The sequence below is a fragment of the Halorubrum halodurans genome (assembly GCF_002252985.1).
GTDB classification, from domain to species: Archaea; Halobacteriota; Halobacteria; order Halobacteriales; family Haloferacaceae; genus Halorubrum; species Halorubrum halodurans.
Genome location: NZ_NHPJ01000107.1, coordinates 1 through 22,907, shown reverse-complemented (window position 1 = coordinate 22,907; position 22,907 = coordinate 1). Strand labels below are relative to the sequence as shown.

Sequence of the window (22,907 nt, the reverse complement as noted above, 5' to 3'; positions counted from 1 at the left end):
ACCCACCGCGAAAGACACGGAACTATGGAAACCCAAACTCAGGAGAAGGCGACGGTCTGGCTGAAGCCGGACCAGGTCGACGAGATGCGGAGCGCGACCGTCGAGACGAGCGCGACGTACCTCGCCGCCCGGAACGACGCACTGATCGCGACGTTGTACGATACGGGGCTTCGCGTGAGCGAGGCGATCGCGCTTGACGTCGACGACCACCTCGATCTCGACGATAGCGTGATCGCGTTGCCGGCGGACCTCCAGAAAGACTACCCGACCGACCGGTCGCCGAGCTACACCGAGATCGAGCTGGCCGACGAGACCGTGCGGACGCTTCGAATGTACCTCGCGAGCCGGTGGAAGGAGACGGCGGCGCTGTGGCCGTCACGGCAGGCCGACCGGATGTCGACCGAGTCGGTTCGGAACGTCGTGAGAGACGCGGCTGTCGCCGCCGACGTGCGTCCGCTGACGCTCACCGGGCGAGGAGGCCCCGAAGACGTGACGCCGCACACGCTGCGGCACAGCGTCGCGTATCGGATGCTCAACGTCGAGGAGGGGAACACGTTCTACGACGTGCGGAACCGGCTCAGACACGCGAGCATTCAGACGACCGAACGCGTCTACGACCACATCGACCGCGTCTGAAGAGGAGCTGTATCCGGGTCTGGTTCCAGTTCTTCCGAGAAGTCCTCTCGGAAGACGATCACTGATTACTCGTCGTCATGGTCGTCGTCGTTCGTCAGTAGACTTATGTTCTATTGGGTCATAGGTCATAGTACAGCGAGATGCCGGGTCATCGTCCGATCGAGTTGAACCGCGCCGTCCCTGGTGGACGCGTGGAGATATTCGCGATCCGCGACGACGACTACCCGGACGGGTGGTTCTACCGGTTTCAGTACTACCACCCCGAGACCGGCGAACTGCTCCGGTACGACGACGCACACGACGATGACGATCTCGGCTGGCATCACCGGCACGTCCGGTTCGGCGATGACACCGAGATCGAGTTTCACGGAATTGCGGCTCACGTGACCCGGTTCCTGAACGAGATCGCGACGCTCACGGACACGGAGAACACCCATGACTGAATCCGACTACGACGGCTGGCCCGACAAGTACAGCGACCCTCGCGACCGGCCGCACCCCGACGTCCTCCGTATCACCGTCGAATCGTTCGACGAGGCGTTCGAGGACACGATCGCGGCGATCGATGCGGCGGCCGACGGGGAGGAACAGCCAGCGGTGGTGTCGTTCGCGACGGTCGGCGAGCTGCGGAAGATCCTCACCGACCGGCGGATCGAGATCCTCCGGACGCTGATGAACACTGACGGTGCCGCCGAGAGTATCAGCGCGCTCGCCGAGACGCTCGAGCGTGACTACCGGACGGTTCACGACGACGTCACGCTGCTGGCAGACTACGGCATCGTGTTCATCGTGGAGGACGACGACCGCTCGAAGCGTCCGTACCTCCCGTACGAGCGCATCCACCTCGACGTGGAACTCACCGCGATCGACACGGGAGAGGAGCCCGCGACGGCGTGAGACCGCTCTCTTCCCGGTGATACCACTTCGACGGTCGCGCTGGCGACCGCCGAGCACGTCGAGGGGACGCTTCTAGTCGGTGGTGACGACGACGACGACGAGATCGCCGACGTGCCGATCGATCGGTTCCGCGACGGATCCGCGTAGCTCCAGTTCGGTCGTTCGAATCGCTCGCGAGCCGCGAACCGACGGTTCACTCGTCGTGAGGCGTCTTTTGTGAGCGGAAGTGCGTTTTTTCGGAACTTGACGGTCGTTCGCTCGAGATATCGATTTCTCTCGCCGTTGGACCCTTACGCACGCGCGTGTGTGGAAGTGAAATCACAGGGGGGGACCCCCACCACGTCACGATCGACTGTGGAACGGTAGTGAAGACGAGTTCGCCCGTCAGCAGCTAAAGCGAGCGAACAGCTCGACATCGATAGCGTTGAAATCGGAGAGCGAGCGCTGCGGGTGCTCGAAAAGGATTCGTCGAATCGAACGACCTCGACATCGGCGTGATCGCGCTGCCGACCGCCCTCCAGAAGGGCTACCCGACCGATCGCTCACCGAGGAAGCCCCGGAGACGTGACACCGCACACGCTGCGGCACAGCGTCGCGTACCGGATGCTCAACGTCGAGGAAGGAAACACGTTCTACGACGTGCGGAACCGGCTCAGACACGCGAGCATCCAAACGACTGAACGCGTCTACGACCACATCGACCGCGTCTGAAGTGCTCTGTTGAATCCGCAGAGGACGTCAGGATCAGGTCACTCTACCTTCCGTTCAGTGAAGCTGTCGAGATCCCCTATCGCCATCGCATTCAACAGAACACAATTGTACATGGGGGATCAACTAGAACTAAGTTGATATCTTCGAGCTACCCTCTGGACTACCGTTGCTGTATATTATGGGTCAGTTCGAACCGCCTCAATACGCGATTCTAATAATTCAACGGCATCCAACAGTGGCCTAACCGTTTGGTCTATTGTGTCTTGGCTGAGTCGGTACGTCGGCCCTCCAATACTGATCCCACCGAGTGGATCACCAGTTGGTTCTCGAACAACCGTCCCGACTGAGTATAGACCCTCCGTAATTTCTTGATTGTTGATTGCGTAGCCTTGTTCCCGTATCTCTTCAAGCTCCTCAAACAGCTTTTCTCGATTGGTAATCGTGTTCTCCGTCTGCTTTGGCATTCCCCAGTTATCAAGAATTTCGTGAATTTGTTCTTCTGGAAGTGTAGCAAGTGTCGCTTTACCGGTAGCAGAGCTGTGCATGTAGTAGTACTCTCCAACATTAAAATCAGTCTCCTCATTGTTTTCCATGACGTCGTACAGCGAGATCATTCGGCCACCATCTTCTACGAGAAAGTCCGCTTCACTGTTCGTGGTTTTAGCGAGATCCCAGATTGTCTGTCGTGCTAAATCGTAGACGGGATCGTACGTCCGTGCGCATTCACCGAAGTGAAAGAGCCGAACGCCTAGGTGGTACTTTCGACCATCCTTGCTCAGTATTCGGTGGTCAAGAAGTGTAGAGAGATGGTTATGGGCAGTACTGTTGGCAATGTCTAGTTCGTTTGCAATCTCTGTCAGGGTTACACCATCTTCACAAGCCACGTAATCGAGGATTGAGAGTGAAATTGTGGTTGCACGAACCCCCCTGTCGGAACGTGTCATATACGAGGATCAGACAACTCCCCTATATACTTTCGGGAGAGACGAAAAAGATTCCACTCTGTGAAAAGGCAATATTCGACTTGCGCCAGATTTTCGCCACAGGGGAAATATATAACACATATCCAAATCTAAATCGAGTATTTTGAGCCCTATGACTAATGAATTCGGCATATTAGTAGTTATTATATATGGTAAATATTTATAAACCAATCTTCTCTTGATGGCACTGTAGCACTATGTTACCACAACACGCGCCGTTGTACCCAGAACTACCATACGAGTACTCCGGATACAAACGGGTCAGTCTGTTTGGCCACGCTAATGAGGACGCGATTCGGCGTTTACTCCCACCTTCGCTCGAATATGTCTCGAATGAGTTCGAGGCATTCGTACTCTCTGCTCCCGACGTAGAGGGCCTTTCACCATATCATGAAGGTGGACTTGTTGTCAGCGCAGGCTACGATGATATCGATGGTGCACACATGCTTTGCGAATATGTGGACGACGATGGTGCGGTGGCGGCAGGTCGCGAAATTTGGGGCTATCCTAAGAAGATGGCCGATGTCACTCTGACTGAACGGGATGACGCTGTCAGGGGAACGATCTCGCGGAATGGAACAGACATTCTTGAGATCTCGTTCAAGGATGCGGATGTTAATCCAACACGGCCCCAGCTGTTCCCAAGGCTCCAAAACAAACAGATTCCCAGCGCAGATGGATCCGGTTACGACGTGAATCAAATCGTGAAAATGTCATTCGAGGGAGACAGTTCCGACTTTGATGCGGATAGTGTCCGTGAGCGTAGGACAGGGACCGGGGACCTCACACTGAACTCAACTGATACCGATCCACTACAGGAAATAGAACCATTCGAAGTAACCGGTGGTATGGTTACCTATGGTGACTTCTCTCTCGGTACTGGAGAAGTTATCGCTGACTTCACCCAGGGAGAATCGACCGATGTCTGAGTTCTCGATGCCGCTCCTCGGTTGGTTCCTCTATGTTGGCGTCCCCATCATAATGTTGGGCGGAACGTTCACTTGGTACTGGCTTCGTCAGGGTACGCCAAGTGCTGACTCTCCGCGTTCCGAAGGAGGTGGTTCAGTATGATGGTTGAAATATTTGCGATCTACCTTGGCGTCGTATTCCTTATCGGCATAGTCGCCGGACGATTCTCGTCGACAAGCGAGGAGGGATACTTCTTAAGTGATCGTGACCTCGGACCGGTGGCGACTGCGCTCAGTGCTGGAGCAAGCGACTCTAGTGGATGGATCTTTATCGGTGCAGCCGGGTTCGCGTACTCAACAGGTATTTCAACGATGTGGATGCTTCCTGGCTTTGCAATCGGGTACGCTATAAATTATCTCGTTGTGGGACCACGCCTCCGCAGATATACGGCAAGAAAGGGCGCCATCTCAATTCCAGATTACCTTGAAGAGAGATTTAATGACAACTCTAACATATTACGGGTCCTCTCTTCGGTAATTATTGTTTGCTTCTTCTCCGCCTACGTAGCCTCGCAACTCACTGCTGCCGGTAAAGCGTTCGACGTTCTACTTAGTGTCAACTACCAGGTTGGTGTACTCATCGCGGTCGCTTTCACTACTTTCTACACCCTGTTCGGCGGGTTCAAGGGCGTTGTGTGGACTGACGTTGCCCAAGGTTTCATAATGATGATTGTACTCGTCGTATTCCCTCTGTATCTCATCTTTTTCCAGCTCGGTGGCTGGAGTCCATTTATAAATCAAGTCGGACAGAGTGATCCAAAACTCCTCTCTGCAATGGGAAGTGAGTCCGGAGCGGCCGTGTTTGGCTTTGTTATCGGGCTGCTTGCGCAAGGATTGGGTGAGCCGGGACAACCTCACATTCTACAGCGGTTCATGGGGTCTAAAAGTGACAAGAGTATGGAGGGCGCGACCGTCATCGCAATGATTTGGCTGGTTATCGTCATGACGGGATCGAATCTTCTGGGACTGATCGGTCGAGTCCTTCTTCCAAATCTCAGTAACACGGAATATGTATTCCCGATGCTCGTCTCTGATTATATGATTCCCATCGCGGCAGGGATTGTCCTTGCTGCGATCTTCTCAGCAATCATGTCAACGACGGACTCACAGATGATTCTCGTTTCCCAGACTGTTTCTCACGACCTGTTTAATGAGGTCTTCTCAGCTGACATCTCACAAGAGCGTATGGTGTGGATTGGTCGTATTGTTGTGTTGGGTATTGGAGCTCTCGGTGCCGTCGTTGCAATGCAGGAAGCGCGCGCAGTATACTGGTTCGTACTGTATGCGTGGGCGGGACTCGGTGCGAGCTTTGGGCCAGTCCTCATTATTAGCCTCTACTGGGAGGGTGTAACTAAGTGGGGCGCTATTGTGAGTCTTGTAAGCGGAACAGTTACTACAATTATTTGGGCCGAAATACCCGCTCTTAGTGCTCTCATCTACGAACTGGTTCCGGCAGCCGCTGTTAGTATCACTAGTTTGGTGCTCGTGAGTCATTTAACGAAGGCACCAGAGAGCGCCGCAGAGGAGCTGGCAATTGCATCGTCAGACAATCCAAAGAACAACACCAATAACGAGTCTTCCCCGACATTAGATGATTAATCGTAGATCCTAGCTGGAGTGCTTCGCTGAATTCGTAGAAGGCGTCGGAATTCGGTCACGCTGTTCGTGATCCAGACGCTCCGTATTTAGCACGTCCGTGGAGCCGATCACCGACTGAGGGCTCTGTAAGGATTTTTTCGGACTCTGACGGTCGTCCGCTCGAAATGTCGATCTCTGTCGCAGTCGGACCCTTACGCACGCGCGGGTGTGGAAGTGAAATCACAGGGGGGGACCCCCACCACGTCGTGAACTACCGTGAGACGGGAACGGAGACGAGCTCGCCCGTCGAGCAACTGATGCGGGCGAACGATCCGACGTCGACGTGACGCCCAATACTGAATAGTGATCGACGAGCGATCCATCACTACGTGACGACACTCAACGAATCCGACTACTACGCCGCGGATTGGATGGGGTTCGAGTGGTCGCCGTGGCGGAGCCTGAATCCGGCCGACGGCGACCTTTCGCGGATCGCCACCGGTCCCGGCATCTACCGCGTTCGACACCTGGAGCGCGACGGGCTGACGTACATCGGTCAGACCGGCCGCAGCCTCCGCGGACGCTTACGAGCCCTCGCGGGGTGCTACGACGAGGAGATGCCGTACACGGACCCGCACGTGGCGGCACCGAGCCTCTGGGCGGTACGCCAGGAGTACGGTCCCGACTTCGAGGTGTCGGTGATCGAACCGGACGACGTCGACCAGCGACAGCGCCGGCTCGCGATCGAGGAGGCGCTGATCGCGGTGTACCGTCGCGAGTCGGGCGAGAACACGACGGCGAACTTCGCCCGGATCATCGACGGCTACAAGCGGTCGAACAGGCGCGCTGACGGCTTTACCGGTGGCGAGCTTGCCGAGGGGGAGACGGAACCGAACACGGCACCAGGCGTCGGCCCGCTGCCGTGGACGGACGCGGACGAGCCGACGAGTCGGTCGTGGATGGGGCTCGAGTGGACGGCTCCGGAGCCGCTCGCGAACGCCTACGGGCTGCCGACCGATTCCGGCGTGTATCGGATTTGGGACGAATCCGAGCCGCTGCCGCTGGAGTACATCGGACAGAGCGGGAACCTGAAGAACCGGCTCTACCGACACCGTCGGAATCGCGACGAGGAGCTACTGTTCAGCTACGCGGTCGTCGACGAGGCAGACGAGCAACACAAGCGCGAGCAGGTCGAGACGGACCTGATCGGTGCGCACTTCCTGGTGACTGAGTCGGCGCCACGGGATCAGTTCTGAGCGGCGGCGGGGTACGAGGTCTAATCAGGAAGGAACGTGACTGACGACGATCGGAGTCTACTCGTCGACGGCGCGATCCTCGAACGCCTCGAGTTCGGCGGTGCTCATGGGTTCCTCCCGCCACTCGGGTCCTGAGTCAGACCGTGGCATTCTGAGCGTATCGAGGATACTGCCTATCAATTGCTGGCTCGTGTGGTGCGATGTTTCCGGCCTTGGGTGAAGGCTTTTGTCCCGTTCGGATAGTGTACGTATCGTGTCGCGTGATGGCTATGAAAACGTCCACATCAAGGGGGTCCCAGGCACCGGCTTCCGGCGTGTTTCGCGTTTCGATACGGGTTCGGGGGAAGTGACTCGGTTCGCAGCGCAGTTACAGAAACCGCATGAACTGGGGAACACGAAACCATCGGCGGCCCGTTTCCTCACCGAACGATTCCGAGTCGTGTCGATCGCACGCCGTCGGGATCGTGCCGGTCCTGCGAACGTTCTACTCGATGGCCGCGACCATCTCGATCTCAACCGTGATGTCGATGGCGAGCGCGGCGACCTCGACGGTGCTCCGTCCGGGGTACGGCTCCGGCATCCGCTCGCGGTACGCCCGGTTGAACGCCTCGATGTCGTCCATGTCCGTCAGGAACGCCGTGGTCTTGACGACGTTCTCGAGGGAGGTTCCCGCCGCCTCGAGGACGGCCTCGAGGTTGTCGAACGTCGCGTGCGTCTGTTCGCCGATCGTCTCGCCGACGACCTCCCGAGTCTCGGGATCCTTCGGGATCTGTCCCGCGGTGTAGACGGTGTCGCCGTGGATCACGCCCTGCGAAAACGGGAAGTCGCTGTCGTAGCCCGCGTCCGTCGTGATGTGTCGCACCATGGGTACCGCACTCACGGACGGGGCATACGTGTTGGGGTCGGCGAAGGCGCCGGAGTGGGCCGACGCGGACGGTCGGTTCCCGCCGGCTCCGAGCGACTCGTGACGTGCCCCCGTCTCAGAGCGCGTACTCGTGGTACTCCCCCGCACAGGGTGGGCCGCGCTGGCCGAGGATCCGCCGCTCCTGGAGGTCGATGACGAGGCTGGCGTTCGTCTGGCCGTGTTCGATCTCGGGGAGCGACTCGTCGACGTGGCTACAGATGCTCGCCGGGCGGCCGAAGTGGTCACGGAGCGCGTCGCGGATCGCCGCCGAGTCGACGCCGTCCGCTCCCGCGCCGTCGCCGTCGGTCTCCTCCGCGAGCAGCCGTCGGAGCCGCTCGGCGCGGTAGAGCGTGCTCGGGCCGCGGCGCTCGTTGACGCTCTCGACCGCGTCGGTCTCGAAGTGGTTCGAGTGCGTGAGCACGCCCTCCTCGGGGTAGATCGTGTTGACGAGCTCGGGTGCCGCCTCGAGGTCGATCAGCTCGCCGTCGGCGTGGCCGACGAGGACGTTCGCGGAGCAGACCCGGTCGGTCTCCAGTATCGGCCGGAGCGCGTCGTCGTATCGCTCGGCGTCGAGCACCTCGCGGAACCGGACGTGGTAGGGCTTGCGAAACCCCTCGCTTCCGTCGTCGCCGGAGATCAGGCCGTTGACCGCGATCCCGATGCCGTGTTCGTTCACGCCGACCTTCCCGCCGACGATGCCCGCCTCCGTCATCGCCAGCACGTCGGGCGCGTCGTCGCGGCGCAGTTCCATCAGGAAGAGCGTGTCCGCGATCGGCGCGAGCCAGTCCCAGTTCTGTCCCACGTAGGTCGTCCCGTCCGTGGTCGCGCAGGGCATCACTCCGAAGCTGGTACAGCCGTCGACCGGGGGTTCGGCTTCGGCCGTGGCCGCCTCGTTCTCCGCTTCGGTTCGTGCCTTCCACGCCGGATAGATCACCTCCCACCGGACGTTGAGCATCGTCACGTCGACGAGGTCCACGCCGCTGCCCTCGGCGATCCCGCGCATCTCGGCGGCGTAGTCGGGGCTCTCGCGTTCGACGTACTCGACGTACTCGGCGGCGTGCTCGCGCATCGCGTCGACGTCGACGCCCTCGTGGGCGAACCGCTCGCGGTACGTCTCGACGTTGGCGGCGACCGCCTCGGCGAACCGCTCGCCGTGTTCGATCCCCCGTTCGCGTGGCGTGCCTGTCAATACCAACCGCTCGAACTCGGCCATGTGCCGACTGCGGCCGGACGCGGCATAAAGCTTCGAGTGGGGGATCCCTCGCGGGACGCCGACCCCCACGGCTTTGTCGGTGGCCGACGAGGTGCCCGTATGCCCACGAAACACGTCGATCCGGACGACACCTTCGACCTCGGCGGCGACCTGACCGTCAACCGGCTCGGCTTCGGCGGCATGCGCGTCACCGGCGGAGACGTCGTCGGGCGTCCGGCCGACGAGCGGGCGGCGAAGTCGGTGATCCGGCGGGCGGTCGACCTCGGCGTCGACTTCGTCGACACGGCCGACTCCTACGGCCCCGGCGTCAGCGAGCGGCTGATCGGCGAGGCGCTCGGCGCGGACGACGACGTCGTCGTCGCCTCGAAGGCCGGGCTGCTCCGGAACCGCGAGGGCGACTGGATCCCCCACGGCGACCCGGACTTCCTCAGGAACCAGGTCCTGTGTAGCCTCGACCGGCTCGGAACCGACGCCGTCGACCTCTACCAGCTCCACCGGCCGGACCCGGACGTCGACTTCGAAGCGTCCGTCCACGCGTTCGCCGAGATGAAGGACGCCGGCCAGATCGACCACGTCGGGCTCTCGAACGTCTCGGTGGAGCAGCTCGAGAGCGCCATGGACATCGTCGAGATCGCGACGGTCCAGAACCGCTACGACGTGGGGAACCGCGACGAGGAGGACGTCCTGCGGGCGTGTGAGAGCCACGGCGTCGGCTTCGTCCCGTGGGGACCGATGTACGCGGTCGAGGAGGACGAGGTCGCCGAGGTGCTCGAGGCGGTCGCCGCCGACCACGACGGCGCGACGCCCCGGCAGGTCGCGCTCGCGTGGCTGCTCGAGCACTCGGAGGTGACCCTCCCGATCCCCGGCACGTCGAGCGTGGACCACCTCGAGTCGAACGTCGCGGCCTCGCGGCTGGAGCTGACCGACGACGACGTGGCGAGACTGGACGGGATCGACCCGCGGGAGTGAGGCGGACTGCGGGCGTGAGTCGACGGCACGTCCGGTTCGGATCGCGCCGGGGCGATCCCGGCACCGCCCGCAGCTAGACCCCGAACGTCGCCCGCAGCATGTCGCGCGTGCCGGGACCGAGCCCGACCGCGAGCACGGTGATGAGCAACAAGAGCGTGTAGCGCGGCGACTCCTCGTAGAGCTCGCCGTTGAACACCCAGACGACGAAGGTCGCGGCGGCGAGCTTGACCAGCAGGAACGGCCAGGCGTCGCCGGTGACCGCGAGCACCGACTCGGGCAGCACCCGGCCGGTCACGTTCACGACCAGCTCGTTGACGACGTGTTTCGGGACGAGGTTCGCCGTCCCCGTCAGCGCCGGCATCCAGTCGAGGCCGATCACGTTCGCGACCCCGTCGATCGCGTGCCCCCAGACGATCACGAGGCCGACGAGCCCCGTCCCGCGGTTGATCGAGGGCTCGAACCGCTCGATCAGCCCCCACGTGATCGCTGCCGCTACGCTCGCGATCAGGAGGATCGACCCGATCACCTGCGGATAGAAGGTCACGTAGTCGGTGGTGGCCGCGAGGTACGCCAGGTAGCCGACCGAGAGGGCCAGCGCCAGCGATCCGGCTCCGAACAGCGGCGGGGCGTAGTCGTCGACGATCCCGCGGTCCTCGAGCGCGTACGCCGCCATCACGCAGAGCAGCGTCACCCCGAAGACCGTGAAGTAGATGAACGGACTGATGATGAGCGCGCTCCAGGGGAAGGGGATCAGGGGATCGACGCCGGCCCGGATCGCCGCGATGCCGGCGTCCTCGACGGTGCGGAGCGCGCCGCCGAACAGCATGAACGGGAACAGCGCGTAGAAGAACCGGAACTCGGTGGCGATGTCGAGCCGCCGGAGCAGGAAGACGACCCCGATCAGCATCGCGAGCAGGACCACGATGTAGCTCACCGTGGAGACGGTGGTGTAGCCGGGGTACGCGACGACCTCGCCCGCCGCGGCCGCGTCGGCACACGCGGCCGCGCTCGTCAGCAGCTCCGTCCCGCCGTCGGCGGGGCGGACCGCGCACTGTGCGACCTGTCCGTCGGCGGCGACCGGCCCCCAGAAGTACCGCCAGAGGAACCGGTCGTACACGACCCGCGGGAGGAGTACGGATCCGACGACGAGGACGGCGGCGACCGCGGCGACCGCCGCCGCCCACGCTCGCTCCGCCGAGAGCCCCAGCCGGTCCTCGAACCGTGCGCTCATACCAGGGGTTCGGAGGGTTCGCGAGTTGAGGGTTCCGGTCGAGACCGGCGGGAACCGGCGTCGGGTCCTCCCCGCGACGCCGCCTTCCCGTCGCGGCGGTCGGGCGGCTCAGATCGGCGGGCCCTCGGCCTCGTAGTCGGTTCCGAGGATGATCATGGTCTGTGACCGCGAGAAGCCGTCCATGTTCGCGATCCGGTCGAACATCAACTCCCGAAGGCGGTCCGTGTCCTCCGCGACCACCCGCAGGATCACGTCCCACTCGCCGGTGGTCAGGTGGATCTCCCGGACGCCCTCGATCTCGCGGAGGCGCTCGAGGGCGTCCTCCTCGCGGCCCTGTTCGACGCGGAGCCCGACGAGCGCGCTGACGCCGTAGCCGACCGCCTTGGGGTCCACCGAGGCGTGATACCCCTCGATGACGCCCGCCTCCTCCATCCGGCCGACACGGTCGTGGACCGTCGCGCTCGACATGTCGATCCGTCGCGCGATCTCCGAGAACGGGGTCCTGGCGTCCTCCTGGAGGATCCGGAGGATCGCTCTGTCCGTGTCGTCCAGTTCCATGGCGGGCAGTAGTCGCCCGAGGACTTTGAAGTTGCCCCCGTCGGCGCGCCGGCCGCACTACCGCTTCCGTGAGCGGTTCGTCCGCCGAACTCGGTGAATTAAGTACCCCGCGAGCGACCGGCAAACGATGCCCTCCAGACGCGCGCTGCTCGGACGTCTCGCTACCGTCGGACTCCTCGGAACGTCGGCCGCCGGAGTCTCCTCCGGCTCCACGGCCGCCGCGGCCGCCCCGACCGACGCGATCCCCCCCGTCGACGGCGACACCGTCGCCACCGCCGTCGTCGACCCCGCGGCCGTCCAGACGGTCGGCCTCCCCGAACCGTGGTCGGCGCGGCTCTCCGCCGCGACGGCCTGTGCGGACGTCTCCCTCGACGACGTCAACTCGGTGACCGGGAGCCTCGCCCTCTCCCAGGACGGACCCGAAGGGGCCGTCGTCGTCCGCGGCTCCTTCGATCCGGACGACCTCTCCGCCGCCGTCGAGCGTCGCGGCCGCTGGTCGGCGACGCGCACGCGCCGGGGCGGCCGGACGGTCCGTCGCCTCCGCGCCCGCGGGGAGCCGTACGCGGTCGCCGTGACCCGGAACGCGCTCGTCGTCGGACACGCGCCCACGGTCGACCGGGCGGGGTCCCACGTCGACGCCGCGGTCGACCGTGTGGACGGCTCGGGAGCCGACGACCCGCTCGCCCGCTACGGCTCGCTCCCCGCGATCGCCTCGGGTGACGCGGCGGTGTACGCCGACCTCGGCGAGGCGGGGCGAACTCGCCTCGAGTCCGCCCTCTCCGGCGCGCCGGCGGCGCTCCGGGCGAGCGTCGAGGCGGCCGGCTCGATCGGCGTCGCGCTCGACGGCGACGCCGGACGCGGCGACGAGGCCGGCCTCCGGTACGCGGCGACGCTCGATCCGACGCGGCTCACGCGCGAGCGCCTTCGCCGGCTCTCCGGCGGCGTCGACGCCGAGGGCGCCCTCGACGGCGCCGCGGTGCGCCTCCGCGGCCGAACCGTCGTCGTCGACGCGACGCCGACCCGCGAGGAGCTGTTCGCCGTCCACGACGACATCCTGTCCGGCCGCGACGACTTTCCGTCCAACCGCGACGGTTCGGCACCCGACCGGAACGGTCCCGCCACCGACGACGCCGGTTTCGAGTCCGGACGATGACCCTCGAGCTCGCTCCCGGCCCGCTCAGCTCCCGCCGTCGAACGATCCCTCGCGGATCGCCCGCTCGGCCGCCTCGAGCGCCGCGTCGGGATCGAACTCCTCGACGATAGCGCGACGCTCCGCGGCCGTGGCGTCGGCCAGGTCGCGGGCGTGTGCGGTCACGTTCGGGACAGCTCGGAGCACGTTGTCGACGATCGGGATCGCGGCGGTTCGCGGCGAGCGGCTTCCGGGGTTGAGATCGATCACGATCTCGGTCTTGCCCGCCGCGGCGAGCGCCTCCGCGCGGTCGCCGTCCTCGAGCGGCACCACCACGACGTCGGCCGCGCCGATCCCGTCGGCGTCGACGGTCCCGCGGGCGTGTTCGAGTCCGGGGATCTCGCCGTCGCCGGTCAGCCCCTTCACCTCCTCGGCACCGTGCTCGCGGAGGTGGTCGGCGATCGCTTCCATCCGTTCGTCGGTCCGGTTGAACAGGTTCACCTCGAGGTCGGCGCCGACGACGTCGGCGAGCTCGACCGTCTCCTCGGGGACCAGCGCGGCGACGTTCCCGTTCACGGAGAACACGGGGTGCTCCGCGGAACGCAGCGCCGCGGCCGCGGCGCGGGCGGCGGCGTCCGCGCTCGGGAGGGTTCGCTCGCCGAGCAGGTAGTCGAACGCCTCGCCGCGCCCCTGCGCGATGAGCCCCTGTTTCGAGGTGATCCCCTTCTCGACGCCCGCCTCGATGCGGTGTCTGGTGAGAAGCGACGCGTGTCTGGGGTGATCCTCGGGGATCTCCGTCCCGGTCATGGCCAGGGTTGACGCCGCGGCGAGTAAAGTGGCCCGTTACTGCGGCGGGGGGATGCCCGTCGTCACGCCGGGCGGGACGTCGCCCACATGCCGGGCGGATTCGTGTCCCCGGTCGAATACTAAGTGGTTCGAACCCGTAGCGTCGACCGTGATGGACCGGACCGGCAAGTACACCGTCGTCAAGGCGTGTAACGAGCACGGAACCATCACGCTCCGGGAGCACCCGCGGAACGGAACGCTGTACGTCGTCGAGTACGACGACCCGGAACTCGAAGCGGAGCTGTCGGAGCTGGACGCCGGCTCCATCGTCCGCCTCGACCTCCGACGGACCGGGCGTCGCGGCAACGCCTGGTGCGCGGAGGCGGCGCAGCCGGTCGAGGTCCGGTGACCGGCGCCGACGGCTCACGTTTTTCACGGCACCGTCCCTTCCGTGGGTATGAACGGATGGCAGCGGCGGGTCGTCGGCTACCTCCTCCTGCTCTGTCTGGCGCTCGTCGGCACGGCGCTCGCCTATCGGTGGGGGATGGCGGTCTACGAGGGACGGCCGCAGACGCTCCTCGACTCGCTTCAGTTCACCGTCGAGATGTTCACCACGACCGGCTTCGGCGGGGACGCCCCCTGGCACAGCCCGCAGATGCAGGCGTTCATCGTCGTGACCGACCTGCTGGGGATGGTGCTCCTCGTCGGCGCGCTGCCGGTCGTCGCGACGCCGGTCCTGGAGGCGGCGTTCACCGAGACCGCCCCGACGAGCCTCGAGAGCGACGTCACCGGACACGTGATCCTCTGTTCGTACACGACGCGTGCGGAGGTGCTCATCGAGGAACTTGAGGCACACGACGTTCCGTACGTGCTCGTCGAGTCGGACCGCGAGCGGGCGAACGAACTGTACGGCGAGGGTCACCGGGCGATCCGCGCCGACCCGGAGTCCGCCGAGGGGCTGACCGCGGCGCGGCTCTCGGAGGCGCGCGCGCTCGTCGCCGACGTCTCGGACCAGGTGGACGCGAGCATCGTCCTCGCCGCGAAGGAGCTCGCCGAGGACGTCCCCGTCGTCAGCGTGGTCGACGACCCCGATCTGGAGCGGTACCACCGCCTCGCGGGGGCCGACCACGTCCTCTCGCCGCGGCCGCTGCTCGGTCGGGGACTCGCCGCGAAGGTGACGACGGCGCTCCGGACGGAGATCGACGAGGCGGTCGCCATCGACGGTGACCTCCGGCTCGCGGAGGTGTCGGTACGGCACGGCGGCGACCTGGCCGGCTCGACGCTGGCGGAGAGCGGGATCCGCGAGCACGCCGGCGTCAACGTGGTCGGGGCCTGGTTTCAGGGCGAGTTCGACGCCTCTCCCTCGCCGGACGCGACGCTGGCGCGCGGGACCGTCCTCCTCGTCTCCGGCCACCCCGACCAGCTCCGGCGGCTCGTCGAGATGACCCAGTCGTCGGTGCGCCGGTTCGCCCCCGGACGGACGGTGATCGCCGGCTACGGGCAGGTCGGTCGGACCGTCGCCGCGGAGCTCGACGAGGCCGGGATCTCCTACACCGTCGTGGACGACTCCGAGGGCGAGTCCGCGGACGTCGACGTGGTCGGCGACGCGACCGAACCCGAGACGCTCAGGGAGGCCGGCGTCGACACGGCCGACACCGTCGTGTTGGCGCTCCCCGACGACACCACGACCGAGTTCGCCACCCTCGTGGTCCGCGACGCCGCGCCCGACGCGGAGATCGTCGCCCGCGTCGACGAACACGCGAACGTCTCGAAGACGTATCGGGCGGGGGCCGACTACGTCCTCTCGCTGGCGACCGTGACCGGACGGATGTCGGCGGCGCGGCTCCTGGAGGACCGCGACGTGCTCTCCGTCGAACGGCAGGTGGAGGTGGTGCGGATCGGGGCCGACCGGCTCGTCGGTCGGACCCTCGGCGAGGCGAACGTCCGCGAGCGGACGGGGTGTACGGTGGTGGCGATCGAGCGGGACGACCGGGTCGTCACGGACGTGGGGCCGGCGACGGTCGTGGAGCCGGCCGACGAGCTCGTCGTCGTCGGGACGGACGAGGGGATCCGCGAGTTCGAGCGGGCGTTCGTGTGAGCCACGAAAGCGGCGTCGCCGCCGTCACTCCGATCCCCTCAGAGCAGCCGGTCCCACGGCGACCGCCCGGACGGTCGCTCCGCGAGCAACGCCGGCGTGTCGAGCGTCTCGATCGCGTCGACCGCGAGCGACCCGCGGACGACCCGCGAGAGCAGCCCGCGCTCCGTCGCGCCGACGATCACGAGGTCGTACCCCTCGCCGAGACGACCGATCGTCTCCCCGACGTCGCCCGCCTCGACGCGCAGCCGCGCGTCGGCCAACCCGTGGCCGTCGGCCCAGTCGGCGAGGAACCGACGGCCGGCCGCCTCGTCGCCGGGCTCGACGACGTGTAGCAGCGAGACGTCGACGCCGAGCACGTCCCGGAGGGCCGCGGCGACCTCGGCGGAGAGGTCGGAGGACGGCCCGCCGGCGGTCGGGACGAGCACGTTCGAGAGTTCCAGTCGCCGCCCGTCGAGGACGAGGAAGTCACACGGGAGATCGCGGGCGATCTCGTCCAGCCACCCCTCGACGCGGCCGCCGACGAACCGGGCGCCGCCGTATCCCATCACGACCACCGCCGCGTCGTGCGCCCGAGCCGCGTCGAACACCTCCCCGATCCCGCGATGTGAGAGGATCGTCCGGGTCTCGATCGGCACGTCGAACGCCGCCGCGTCGGTCGCCGCGGCGGCAAGCAGCTCATCGGAGGCGGCGTCGAGCGCGGCCCTGCTCTCGGCCGCCTTCTCCAGCGCCGTCTGGTCCGGCACGGTCACGACGTGCGTCGCGAGCACGCGACCGCCGGCGTGTTCGGCGAGCGCGCCGGCGAGCGTGACGAGCGCGCTCTCGGTCCGCGGATTTGAGAGCGCGACCAGGACCGTCGGTCCGTCGTCCTCAGCGCGCTTCATGGGACGAGCCGCGAGTCATCCCGGAGGCGGGCGCTCCGTTCCCCCGGCGACGCTCATTCGTCCGCCCTCGGTGGGGACGGCGACGCTCATCCGTCCACCTCCTCGGCGGGGAGCGCGACCACGGGGACGTCCGCGTTCGTCACGAGCTTCACGGTTCGGTCCCCGGAGAGGAACTGCATGAGGCGACTCCCCCCGCGGGACCGATAGGCGATCGCGCTCGCGCCGATCTCGTCCGCGGCGGCGAGGATCGCCTCGACGACGTCCCGGTCGTATGCGGTGTGCTCGTCGGCGTCGGGGAACACGGAGCGGACCGCGGCGTACGACTCGGCCGCGAGCGCCTCGGACTGCTCGACGGGCGTCTTGTCGGGGACGCCGTCGCCCTTCTCGACGACGTGGAGCGCGGTCACCCGCTCAGGCTCGTACGGTTCGAGCGCCCGCGCCGTCGCGAGCGCGTCGTCCTCGTTGGCGACGGGAAGGATCACGTGGTCGAGGAGGTTCCGTCGGGAGGTGGTGTCGGTTCCGGTCACGTCTACCAGTTGCTCCGGCGGCGCTTAAGAAGATACCCCAGCGGGGGTCGTCGGGGGGCGCGTCACCGGTCGTCGACCGCCGAGATGAACACCGCGAGCACTGGAACGATCTCCAGTCGGCCGAGCCACATGAGCACGACCATGAGCAGCTTCGTCGTGTCGGGCAGCCACTCGTAGGTCCCGAACGGGCCGAGCGGGCCGAGCCCCGGCCCGATGTTGCCGATCGTCGCGAGCGACGCGGCGAGCGCCTCGATGCCGGTGAGCGGCGCTCCCGCTCGGGTCGTGTCCAGCTCGATGAAGACGGCGGAGAACGCGAACACCAGGAAGTACAGCAGCGTGAACACCAGGATTCCGCGGATCACCTCCTCGTCGACGACCTCCCCGCCGAGCCGAACCGGCCGGACCACGTCGGGGTTCGCGGTCGTGTACAGCTCGCGCCGGAGCGTCTTGAACAGGATGAGCCACCGGATCACCTTGATCCCGCCGCCTGTCGACCCCGCGGAGCCGCCGACGAACATGGCGAACAACAGGAGGAACTGGGTGTGCGTCTCCCACCGGGCGAAGTTCGCGGTCGCGAAGCCGGTCGAGTTCAGCAGCGAGGCGATCTGGAACACGCCCTGACGGAGGGCGTTCTCCGGGACGCCCGCCGTGACGCCCCCGAGCTCGGTCGGCGGGGCGCCGCCGCGGAACAGCGCGGCCGCGAGCACGGCGCTCAACAGCGCGACCGCCCCGACGTAGACGCGGAACTCGGTGTTCCCGAACAGTTCCCTCGCCTCGTCGCGGAGGACGTACCAGAACAGCGCGAAGTTCACGCCCGCGAGGACCATGAACGGGACGAACGTCCACTGGACGACCGGCGAGAACGCCCCGATGCTGTCCGCCTCGGGGGAGAACCCGCCGGTCGGCAGCGTCGAGAAGCCGTGGGCGATCGCGTTGTACAGGTCCATGTTCGGCGCGAGTCCGCCGAGGTGGAGCGCGTACAGGACGACGATCAGCGCCGCCGTGAACCCGACGTAGATGACCCAGAGCGCACGGGCCGTCTCGGCGATGCGCGGCGTGAGCTTCTGGAGTTCGGGACCCGGCGCCTCCGAGCGCATGAGCTGTGCGCCGTTGACCGCCAGCTCCGGCAGGATCGCGATCATCAACACGATGATCCCCATGCCGCCGAGCCACTGGGTGAGCTGTCGCCACATCAACACGGCGTGTGAGTGTCGATCGAAGCTGATCTCGGCGAGCGCGGTCGCGCCCGTCGTGGTGAACCCGCTCGTCGACTCGAACAGCGCGTTCACCGGGTGTCCGAGCGCCGACGCCGTGCCGTAGCCCGCGAGCACGTACGGGACCGCGCCGAGGACCGCCGCCGCGAGCCACGCGAGCGCGACCACCGCGAGCCCCTCGCGCGGCCCCAGGTCGGGGTCGGGATCGAGCCGCTCGAGCGCGGCACCGACGGCGACGCCGATCGCCATCGACGCGGCGAACACCCATGCGTCCTCCCCGTAGACCGCGCCGACGAGCAGCGGGACGAGCATCGCGGCCGAGAGGTACTTGAGGATGCTCCCGATGTAGCTGAGCGTCGCCCGCGTGTCGATCGTTCGTGTCATGCGTGGTGGTCGGCGCGGACGTCGCGAGCGGCGTCCCCGGCCGTGAAACGTATCGAGTGTGGTCGAGAGTTCCGTAAGAACCCGTCGATACCGTCACGACGTCCAGAACGCCCTCGTGAACAGGACGAGCACGGGGATGATCTCGATCCGGCCGATCCACATCAGGACGATCATCACGCCGCGGGTCGTCATCGAGAAGGACGCGAACGTGCCGTAGGGTCCGGCCTCGCCGAACGCGGGGCCGATGTTGAGGAAGGTGGTCGCGGCCGCGCCCATGGCCTCGAACTCGGAGACCCGAAGGTCCGCCCGCTCGGCGTCGACGACGATCACGACGGTGAGCAGGAAGAATATCACGATGCTCAACAGGAGGTACGCGTAGATGTCGCGGATGGCGTTCTCCTCGACCGGCTTGCCGGTGACCCGAACCGGCCGCACCGCGTCCGGATGGATCGTGGTGTAGAGGTTCCGCCGGAACGCCTTCAGGGCGACGAGCCACCGCAGCGACTTGATCGAACACGTGGTCGATCCCACCATGCCGCCGACGAACATACAGGCGAAGAGCATGTGCTTCGCCGCCGGCGCCCACAGCACGTAGTCCGTGCTGGCGTATCCCGTCGTGGTCACGATGGAGGCGACGTTGAAGACGGCGTGTCGCAGGGTGGCCTCGGTCCCGAAGGTCGTCGCCGGGTCGAGGAACAGCGTGATCGCGACGATCGACGAGAAGACGCCGAGCACGCCCAGATAGAAGTGGAACTCCTCGTTTCGGAGCAGCCGCATCGGCTCGCCGTTGATGAAGAAGTACAACAGGACGAAGCTCGTCGACCCCACGACCATGAACGGGACGACCGCCCACTGGACGACCGGGTGGAACGCCCCGACGGAGAGCGGCTCGGGCGAGAATCCGGCGGTCGCGACGGAGGTGAACGCGTGGGCGATCGCGTTGTACAGGTCCATCCGCGGGTCGAACGCCAGGCCGAGCACGAAGTAGGTCGCGGTCGCGAGGACGGTCAACCCCAGATACAGTCCCCAGATGAGCCGGGCGGTCTCGGAGATCTTCGGGGTGAGCTTGTTCACGTCCTGGGTCTGTGACTCCGTCTCCATCAGCTGGGCGCCGCCGACCCCGATCTCCGAGAGCACCGCTGTCGCCAGGATCAGGATCCCCAGCCCGCCGAGCCACTGGATCACCTGCCGCCACATCAACACGGAGCGGGAGTGAACGGAGAAGTCACGCAGCACGGTCGCGCCGGTCGTCGTCAGCCCGCTCATCGCCTCGAACATCGCGTTCACGGGGTGGGCGATCGTCCCGACGCCGGCGACGACGAACGGGACCGCGCCCACCGCGGCGACGAGCAGCCAGATGAGCGCCACCGCGAGGAACGCCTCCCGCGGGCCGAGGTTCACCTCGGAGTCGCCGAGGCGTCGGAACAGCGTCCCGACCGCGAGGGTGACGGCGATGGCGGCGAGGAAGGGGAACAGCGACTCGCCGTAGTAGAGGGCGACGAGGAGCGGGAACGACAGCGGAACGACGAGCGCCGTGAGGACGTCGCCGACCAATCCGACGCTCGCCTGCCAGCCGACGCGGATCCTGGCTCCCGCCACGGTCTCAGGCCATCGAGGCGATCTCGCTCACGGCGTCCGAGTCCACGAGCAGGACCACGTGGTCGCCGGGCTCGAGCACGGTGTCCCCCCGCGGCGTCACGAGCGCGTGGTTCCGGGTGATCGCGCCGATGACGAACCGGGCGTCGATCTCGTCGACCAACTCCGCGATCGTCCGGCCGGCGAAGCGACACCCCTCCGTGAGTTCGAGCTCGAGCACCTCGGCCTGGTCGTTCTCGAGGACCGCGATGTTCTCGGCGATGCTCTCGTAGGTGAACCGGGTGATCTCCTCGGCGGTGACGGTGCGGGGGTTGATCGCGATGTCGATGCCGATCTCCTCGAAGACGGTGACGTAGTCCGGGCTGTCGACGACCGCGATCACGCGATCCGCCCCGAGCCGCTTCGCGAGCACGGAGACGAGCAGGTTCTGTTCGTCGGAGCCGAGCGCGGCGACGACGATGTCGGACTCGTCGACGTGTTCCCTCGAGAGGAACTCCGTGTCGGTCGCGTCGTGTTCCATCACGACCGTGTTCGGCAACTCCTCCGCGAGGGTGCGCGCGCGGTCGCCGTCCCGCTCTATCAGCCGCGGCGTGAACTCCCGTTCCTCGAGCAGCCGAGCGGTCTGGTAACCGATCTCGCTGCCGCCGACGATCACGATCTCGTCGGCGCGGTCGGGCGTGGTGTCGGGCGCGACGTCGTTCGCGAACGAGTGGACGCTCTCGGGGCTGCCGATCACCACGGCGCGGTCGCCCGCCCCGATCGGCGTGTCGCCGCGCGGGATGATCATCTCCCCGTCGCGGAAGATCCCGACGAACGTCAGCGACTCGAAGCGGTCGGCCTCCGAGACGGTCTGTCCGGCCACCGGGCTCTCCGCGTCGATCTCGAACTCCGCCATCTGGACGAGCCCGCTCGCGAACGGGTCGACGTCGACGGCCGCGGGAAGCCCGATGACGCGGACGATGTTCTGTGCGGTCAGGAGATCGGTACACACCATGAAGTCGACGCCGAAGGCCCGCTCGGTTCCCTCCCACGTCCGGAGGTACTCGGTGCTCTTCACCCGCGCGATGGTGAAGCCGTCGCCGAGCGTCTTCGCGGTCCCGCAGGTCACGAGGTTGGTCCGGTCGTCGTCGGTACAGGCGATGACCATGTCCGCGTCCCCCACGTTCGCGGCCGTCTGGATCCCGGAGGTCGTCCCGTCGCCGGCGATCGTGAGCACGTCGAGCTCGTACTTGAGCTGTTCCGCGCGGTCGGGGTCGACGTCGACGACGACGACCTCGTGGTCCGGTGCGAGGCTCGCGGCGATGCTCGTGCCGACCTCCCCGGCCCCGACGATGACCACGTGCATGGGGCCACCCACTGGGCGGACTTACAAGTGGATTTCCATCCGTGACGAGGGGCCGGGCGGACGAGTGACGGCGGGCGGCCTACGGGTCGGCGCCGAACGACGCCGGCTCGGACCACGCGTCGCGGCCCGAGACGGTGCGCTGCGGGAACGGGATCGTGATGTCCTCCTCGTCGAACCGCTCCTTGACGCGCTGGACGTACTCGGCGCGGATCCGCACGAAGTCCGACCGCGAGGGGTCGTCGATCCAGATCCGCGACTGGAGCCCGACGTACGAGTCGGCGAGCTCGTTCAGCCGCACCGACGGCGCGGGGTCCTCGAGGATCCCCTCGTGTGCCTCTGCCTCCTCGACGATGATCGCCGTCGCCGCGTCGACGTCGTCGTCGTAGTCGATCCCGAAGACGAACTTCAGGCGGAGCTTCCCCTTCGCGACGGGGTTCTTGATCACGCCGCCGGTGAGCACGTGGTTCGGCACCGTGAGCAGCTCGTTGTCGAACGTCCGGACGCGGGTGACGCGGAAGGAGATGTCCTCGACGACCCCCGAGTTCCCGTCCCACTCGATCCAGTCGCCGATGCGGAACGGCTTGTCGGTGTAGATGAAGACGCCGGCGACGAAGTTCTTGAGCACGTCCTGCATCGCGAGGCCGATCGCGAGCGTGGCCGCGGCGGCGATCGTCGCCACCGACCGCAGGAAGTCGCCGTAACCGGCCACGCTGAACCCGACCGTGACGCCGGCGAAGAGCACGACGAAGGTGACGATCTTCCGGAGCGGGCGGCGGGCGTGGTCGTCGAGGCCCTGTCGGTCGAACACGCGCGAGAGGACGGGGCCGACGGCGGCCTTGTTGACCGCGTACGCCACGACGACGACCGCGAGGAAGGTCGCCGCGGAGAGCACGACGTCGGTCGCCGGGCCGAGGTACGGCTCCAGCGCCCCGGAGACGACGGGTATCGATCCCGCCATCAGTGGAAGACGGCCGTGTTCCCCCGCGTCTCGACCAGGTCGGCGTCGACCGCCTCCGCGAGCTCGTCGGCGAGCTCGTCGGTCG

At 66.1% G+C, this 22,907-nt stretch carries 22 protein-coding genes and 2 pseudogenes; 11 read left to right on the top strand and 13 right to left on the bottom strand.

Going from position 1 to position 22,907, the window contains the following annotated elements:
* Positions 1 to 24 precede the first annotated feature (24 nt).
* The 4 genes and pseudogenes from DJ70_RS12460 to DJ70_RS12440 form a co-directional block, all read left to right on the top strand.
* On the top strand, positions 25 to 636 hold the full coding sequence (locus DJ70_RS12460) for a tyrosine-type recombinase/integrase (RefSeq protein ID WP_094533484.1): 612 nt from the start codon (positions 25 to 27) through the stop codon (positions 634 to 636).
* 191 nt (positions 637 to 827) lie between these two features.
* On the top strand, positions 828 to 1,079 hold the full coding sequence (locus DJ70_RS12455) for a toxin-antitoxin system TumE family protein (RefSeq protein ID WP_245810837.1): 252 nt from the start codon (positions 828 to 830) through the stop codon (positions 1,077 to 1,079).
* Positions 1,072 to 1,533, top strand: coding sequence for an HVO_A0114 family putative DNA-binding protein (locus DJ70_RS12450; RefSeq protein ID WP_094533480.1), 462 nt, complete (start codon positions 1,072 to 1,074; stop codon positions 1,531 to 1,533). The genes DJ70_RS12455 and DJ70_RS12450 overlap by 8 nt, the downstream gene beginning before the upstream one ends.
* Before the next feature lie 546 nt (positions 1,534 to 2,079).
* A pseudogene (locus DJ70_RS12440) lies at positions 2,080 to 2,244 on the top strand (tyrosine-type recombinase/integrase); the annotation flags it as partial.
* Positions 2,245 to 2,420: 176 nt separating this feature from the next.
* Here the strand turns inward: DJ70_RS12440 and DJ70_RS12435 are convergent.
* Complete coding sequence (locus DJ70_RS12435) at positions 2,421 to 3,188, bottom strand: IclR family transcriptional regulator (RefSeq protein ID WP_094533478.1); 768 nt, start codon at positions 3,186 to 3,188, stop codon at positions 2,421 to 2,423.
* 236 nt (positions 3,189 to 3,424) lie between these two features.
* On the opposite strand from DJ70_RS12435, the gene DJ70_RS12430 reads away from it, so the two are divergent.
* From DJ70_RS12430 to DJ70_RS12420, 3 genes are all read left to right on the top strand, one after another.
* Complete coding sequence (locus DJ70_RS12430) at positions 3,425 to 4,156, top strand: acetoacetate decarboxylase family protein (protein WP_094533476.1); 732 nt, start codon at positions 3,425 to 3,427, stop codon at positions 4,154 to 4,156.
* 138 nt (positions 4,157 to 4,294) lie between these two features.
* On the top strand, positions 4,295 to 5,794 hold the full coding sequence (locus DJ70_RS12425) for a sodium/proline symporter (protein WP_094533474.1): 1,500 nt from the start codon (positions 4,295 to 4,297) through the stop codon (positions 5,792 to 5,794).
* Between the two features lie 368 nt (positions 5,795 to 6,162).
* Complete coding sequence (locus tag DJ70_RS12420; RefSeq protein WP_179234053.1) at positions 6,163 to 7,029, top strand: GIY-YIG nuclease family protein; 867 nt, start codon at positions 6,163 to 6,165, stop codon at positions 7,027 to 7,029.
* A gap of 484 nt (positions 7,030 to 7,513) precedes the next feature.
* Here the strand turns inward: DJ70_RS12420 and DJ70_RS12415 are convergent, their stop codons facing one another.
* Positions 7,514 to 7,894 carry a RidA family protein gene (locus DJ70_RS12415; RefSeq protein WP_394338458.1) on the bottom strand — a complete coding sequence of 127 codons (381 nt, stop codon included), beginning with the start codon at positions 7,892 to 7,894 and terminating at the stop codon, positions 7,514 to 7,516.
* A gap of 115 nt (positions 7,895 to 8,009) precedes the next feature.
* Positions 8,010 to 9,146: a C45 family autoproteolytic acyltransferase/hydolase gene (locus tag DJ70_RS12410; RefSeq protein ID WP_094533472.1), complete on the bottom strand. Its 1,137-nt coding sequence runs from the start codon at positions 9,144 to 9,146 to the stop codon at positions 8,010 to 8,012.
* A 99-nt stretch (positions 9,147 to 9,245) separates the two neighbouring features.
* Between DJ70_RS12410 and DJ70_RS12405 the strand changes: the two genes are divergently transcribed.
* Positions 9,246 to 10,115, top strand: a complete 870-nt coding sequence (locus tag DJ70_RS12405; RefSeq protein WP_094533470.1) for an aldo/keto reductase — start codon at positions 9,246 to 9,248, stop codon at positions 10,113 to 10,115.
* Positions 10,116 to 10,188: 73 nt separating this feature from the next.
* Here DJ70_RS12405 and DJ70_RS12400 read toward each other — a convergent pair whose 3' ends face one another.
* On the bottom strand, positions 10,189 to 11,346 hold the full coding sequence (locus tag DJ70_RS12400) for a DUF63 family protein (protein ID WP_094533468.1): 1,158 nt from the start codon (positions 11,344 to 11,346) through the stop codon (positions 10,189 to 10,191).
* A gap of 108 nt (positions 11,347 to 11,454) precedes the next feature.
* On the bottom strand, positions 11,455 to 11,904 hold the full coding sequence (locus DJ70_RS12395; protein WP_094533466.1) for an Lrp/AsnC family transcriptional regulator: 450 nt from the start codon (positions 11,902 to 11,904) through the stop codon (positions 11,455 to 11,457).
* 127 nt (positions 11,905 to 12,031) lie between these two features.
* On the opposite strand from DJ70_RS12395, the gene DJ70_RS12390 reads away from it, so the two are divergent.
* On the top strand, positions 12,032 to 13,057 hold the full coding sequence (locus DJ70_RS12390) for a hypothetical protein (protein ID WP_094533464.1): 1,026 nt from the start codon (positions 12,032 to 12,034) through the stop codon (positions 13,055 to 13,057).
* A gap of 24 nt (positions 13,058 to 13,081) precedes the next feature.
* Here DJ70_RS12390 and DJ70_RS12385 read toward each other — a convergent pair whose 3' ends face one another.
* A complete protein-coding gene (locus tag DJ70_RS12385) occupies positions 13,082 to 13,840 on the bottom strand; it encodes a 4-phosphopantoate--beta-alanine ligase (protein WP_094533462.1) in 759 nt (252 codons plus the stop codon).
* A 151-nt stretch (positions 13,841 to 13,991) separates the two neighbouring features.
* Here DJ70_RS12385 and DJ70_RS12380 point away from each other — a divergent pair, with 151 nt between their 5' ends.
* Together DJ70_RS12380 and DJ70_RS12375 are read left to right on the top strand one after the other, a co-directional pair.
* Positions 13,992 to 14,228, top strand: a complete 237-nt coding sequence (locus DJ70_RS12380) for a hypothetical protein (RefSeq protein WP_094533460.1) — start codon at positions 13,992 to 13,994, stop codon at positions 14,226 to 14,228.
* A 48-nt stretch (positions 14,229 to 14,276) separates the two neighbouring features.
* Entirely contained in the window at positions 14,277 to 15,917 is a 1,641-nt protein-coding gene (locus tag DJ70_RS12375) for a potassium channel family protein (RefSeq protein WP_094533458.1), read from the top strand.
* Positions 15,918 to 15,955: 38 nt separating this feature from the next.
* Here the strand turns inward: DJ70_RS12375 and DJ70_RS12370 are convergent, their stop codons facing one another.
* From DJ70_RS12370 to DJ70_RS17965, 7 genes and pseudogenes are all read right to left on the bottom strand, one after another.
* Entirely contained in the window at positions 15,956 to 16,798 is an 843-nt protein-coding gene (locus DJ70_RS12370) for a universal stress protein (RefSeq protein WP_094533456.1), read from the bottom strand.
* 86 nt (positions 16,799 to 16,884) lie between these two features.
* Positions 16,885 to 17,325 carry a universal stress protein gene (locus DJ70_RS12365; RefSeq protein ID WP_094533454.1) on the bottom strand — a complete coding sequence of 147 codons (441 nt, stop codon included), beginning with the start codon at positions 17,323 to 17,325 and terminating at the stop codon, positions 16,885 to 16,887.
* Between the two features lie 62 nt (positions 17,326 to 17,387).
* Entirely contained in the window at positions 17,388 to 18,923 is a 1,536-nt protein-coding gene (locus tag DJ70_RS12360) for a TrkH family potassium uptake protein (RefSeq protein ID WP_094533452.1), read from the bottom strand.
* A 93-nt stretch (positions 18,924 to 19,016) separates the two neighbouring features.
* Entirely contained in the window at positions 19,017 to 20,522 is a 1,506-nt protein-coding gene (locus DJ70_RS12355; RefSeq protein ID WP_094533450.1) for a TrkH family potassium uptake protein, read from the bottom strand.
* Positions 20,523 to 20,526: 4 nt separating this feature from the next.
* Positions 20,527 to 21,864 carry a Trk system potassium transporter TrkA gene (gene trkA / locus DJ70_RS12350; RefSeq protein WP_094533448.1) on the bottom strand — a complete coding sequence of 446 codons (1,338 nt, stop codon included), beginning with the start codon at positions 21,862 to 21,864 and terminating at the stop codon, positions 20,527 to 20,529.
* 79 nt (positions 21,865 to 21,943) lie between these two features.
* Positions 21,944 to 22,822, bottom strand: coding sequence for a mechanosensitive ion channel family protein (locus tag DJ70_RS12345; protein WP_094533446.1), 879 nt, complete (start codon positions 22,820 to 22,822; stop codon positions 21,944 to 21,946).
* A pseudogene (locus DJ70_RS17965) lies at positions 22,822 to 22,907 on the bottom strand (YhbY family RNA-binding protein); the annotation flags it as partial. The gene DJ70_RS12345 and the pseudogene DJ70_RS17965, both read right to left, overlap by 1 nt.

Bases quoted from the DNA above. Each gene is read 5' to 3' on its own strand.
- DJ70_RS12415 (WP_394338458.1), bottom strand. From the start codon at position 7,894: ATGGTGCGACACATCACGACGGACGCGGGCTACGACAGCGACTTCCCG.
- DJ70_RS12450 (WP_094533480.1), top strand. From the start codon at position 1,072: ATGACTGAATCCGACTACGACGGCTGGCCCGACAAGTACAGCGACCCT.
- DJ70_RS12435 (WP_094533478.1), bottom strand. From the start codon at position 3,188: ATGACACGTTCCGACAGGGGGGTTCGTGCAACCACAATTTCACTCTCA.
- trkA (WP_094533448.1), bottom strand. From the start codon at position 21,864: ATGCACGTGGTCATCGTCGGGGCCGGGGAGGTCGGCACGAGCATCGCC.
- DJ70_RS12370 (WP_094533456.1), bottom strand. From the start codon at position 16,798: ATGAAGCGCGCTGAGGACGACGGACCGACGGTCCTGGTCGCGCTCTCA.
- DJ70_RS12410 (WP_094533472.1), bottom strand. From the start codon at position 9,146: ATGGCCGAGTTCGAGCGGTTGGTATTGACAGGCACGCCACGCGAACGG.
- DJ70_RS12385 (WP_094533462.1), bottom strand. From the start codon at position 13,840: ATGACCGGGACGGAGATCCCCGAGGATCACCCCAGACACGCGTCGCTT.
- DJ70_RS12395 (WP_094533466.1), bottom strand. From the start codon at position 11,904: ATGGAACTGGACGACACGGACAGAGCGATCCTCCGGATCCTCCAGGAG.
- DJ70_RS12460 (WP_094533484.1), top strand. From the start codon at position 25: ATGGAAACCCAAACTCAGGAGAAGGCGACGGTCTGGCTGAAGCCGGAC.
- DJ70_RS12345 (WP_094533446.1), bottom strand. From the start codon at position 22,822: ATGGCGGGATCGATACCCGTCGTCTCCGGGGCGCTGGAGCCGTACCTC.
- DJ70_RS12360 (WP_094533452.1), bottom strand. From the start codon at position 18,923: ATGACACGAACGATCGACACGCGGGCGACGCTCAGCTACATCGGGAGC.
- DJ70_RS12375 (WP_094533458.1), top strand. From the start codon at position 14,277: ATGAACGGATGGCAGCGGCGGGTCGTCGGCTACCTCCTCCTGCTCTGT.
- DJ70_RS12400 (WP_094533468.1), bottom strand. From the start codon at position 11,346: ATGAGCGCACGGTTCGAGGACCGGCTGGGGCTCTCGGCGGAGCGAGCG.
- DJ70_RS12390 (WP_094533464.1), top strand. From the start codon at position 12,032: ATGCCCTCCAGACGCGCGCTGCTCGGACGTCTCGCTACCGTCGGACTC.
- DJ70_RS12380 (WP_094533460.1), top strand. From the start codon at position 13,992: ATGGACCGGACCGGCAAGTACACCGTCGTCAAGGCGTGTAACGAGCAC.
- DJ70_RS12425 (WP_094533474.1), top strand. From the start codon at position 4,295: ATGATGGTTGAAATATTTGCGATCTACCTTGGCGTCGTATTCCTTATC.
- DJ70_RS12405 (WP_094533470.1), top strand. From the start codon at position 9,246: ATGCCCACGAAACACGTCGATCCGGACGACACCTTCGACCTCGGCGGC.
- DJ70_RS12430 (WP_094533476.1), top strand. From the start codon at position 3,425: ATGTTACCACAACACGCGCCGTTGTACCCAGAACTACCATACGAGTAC.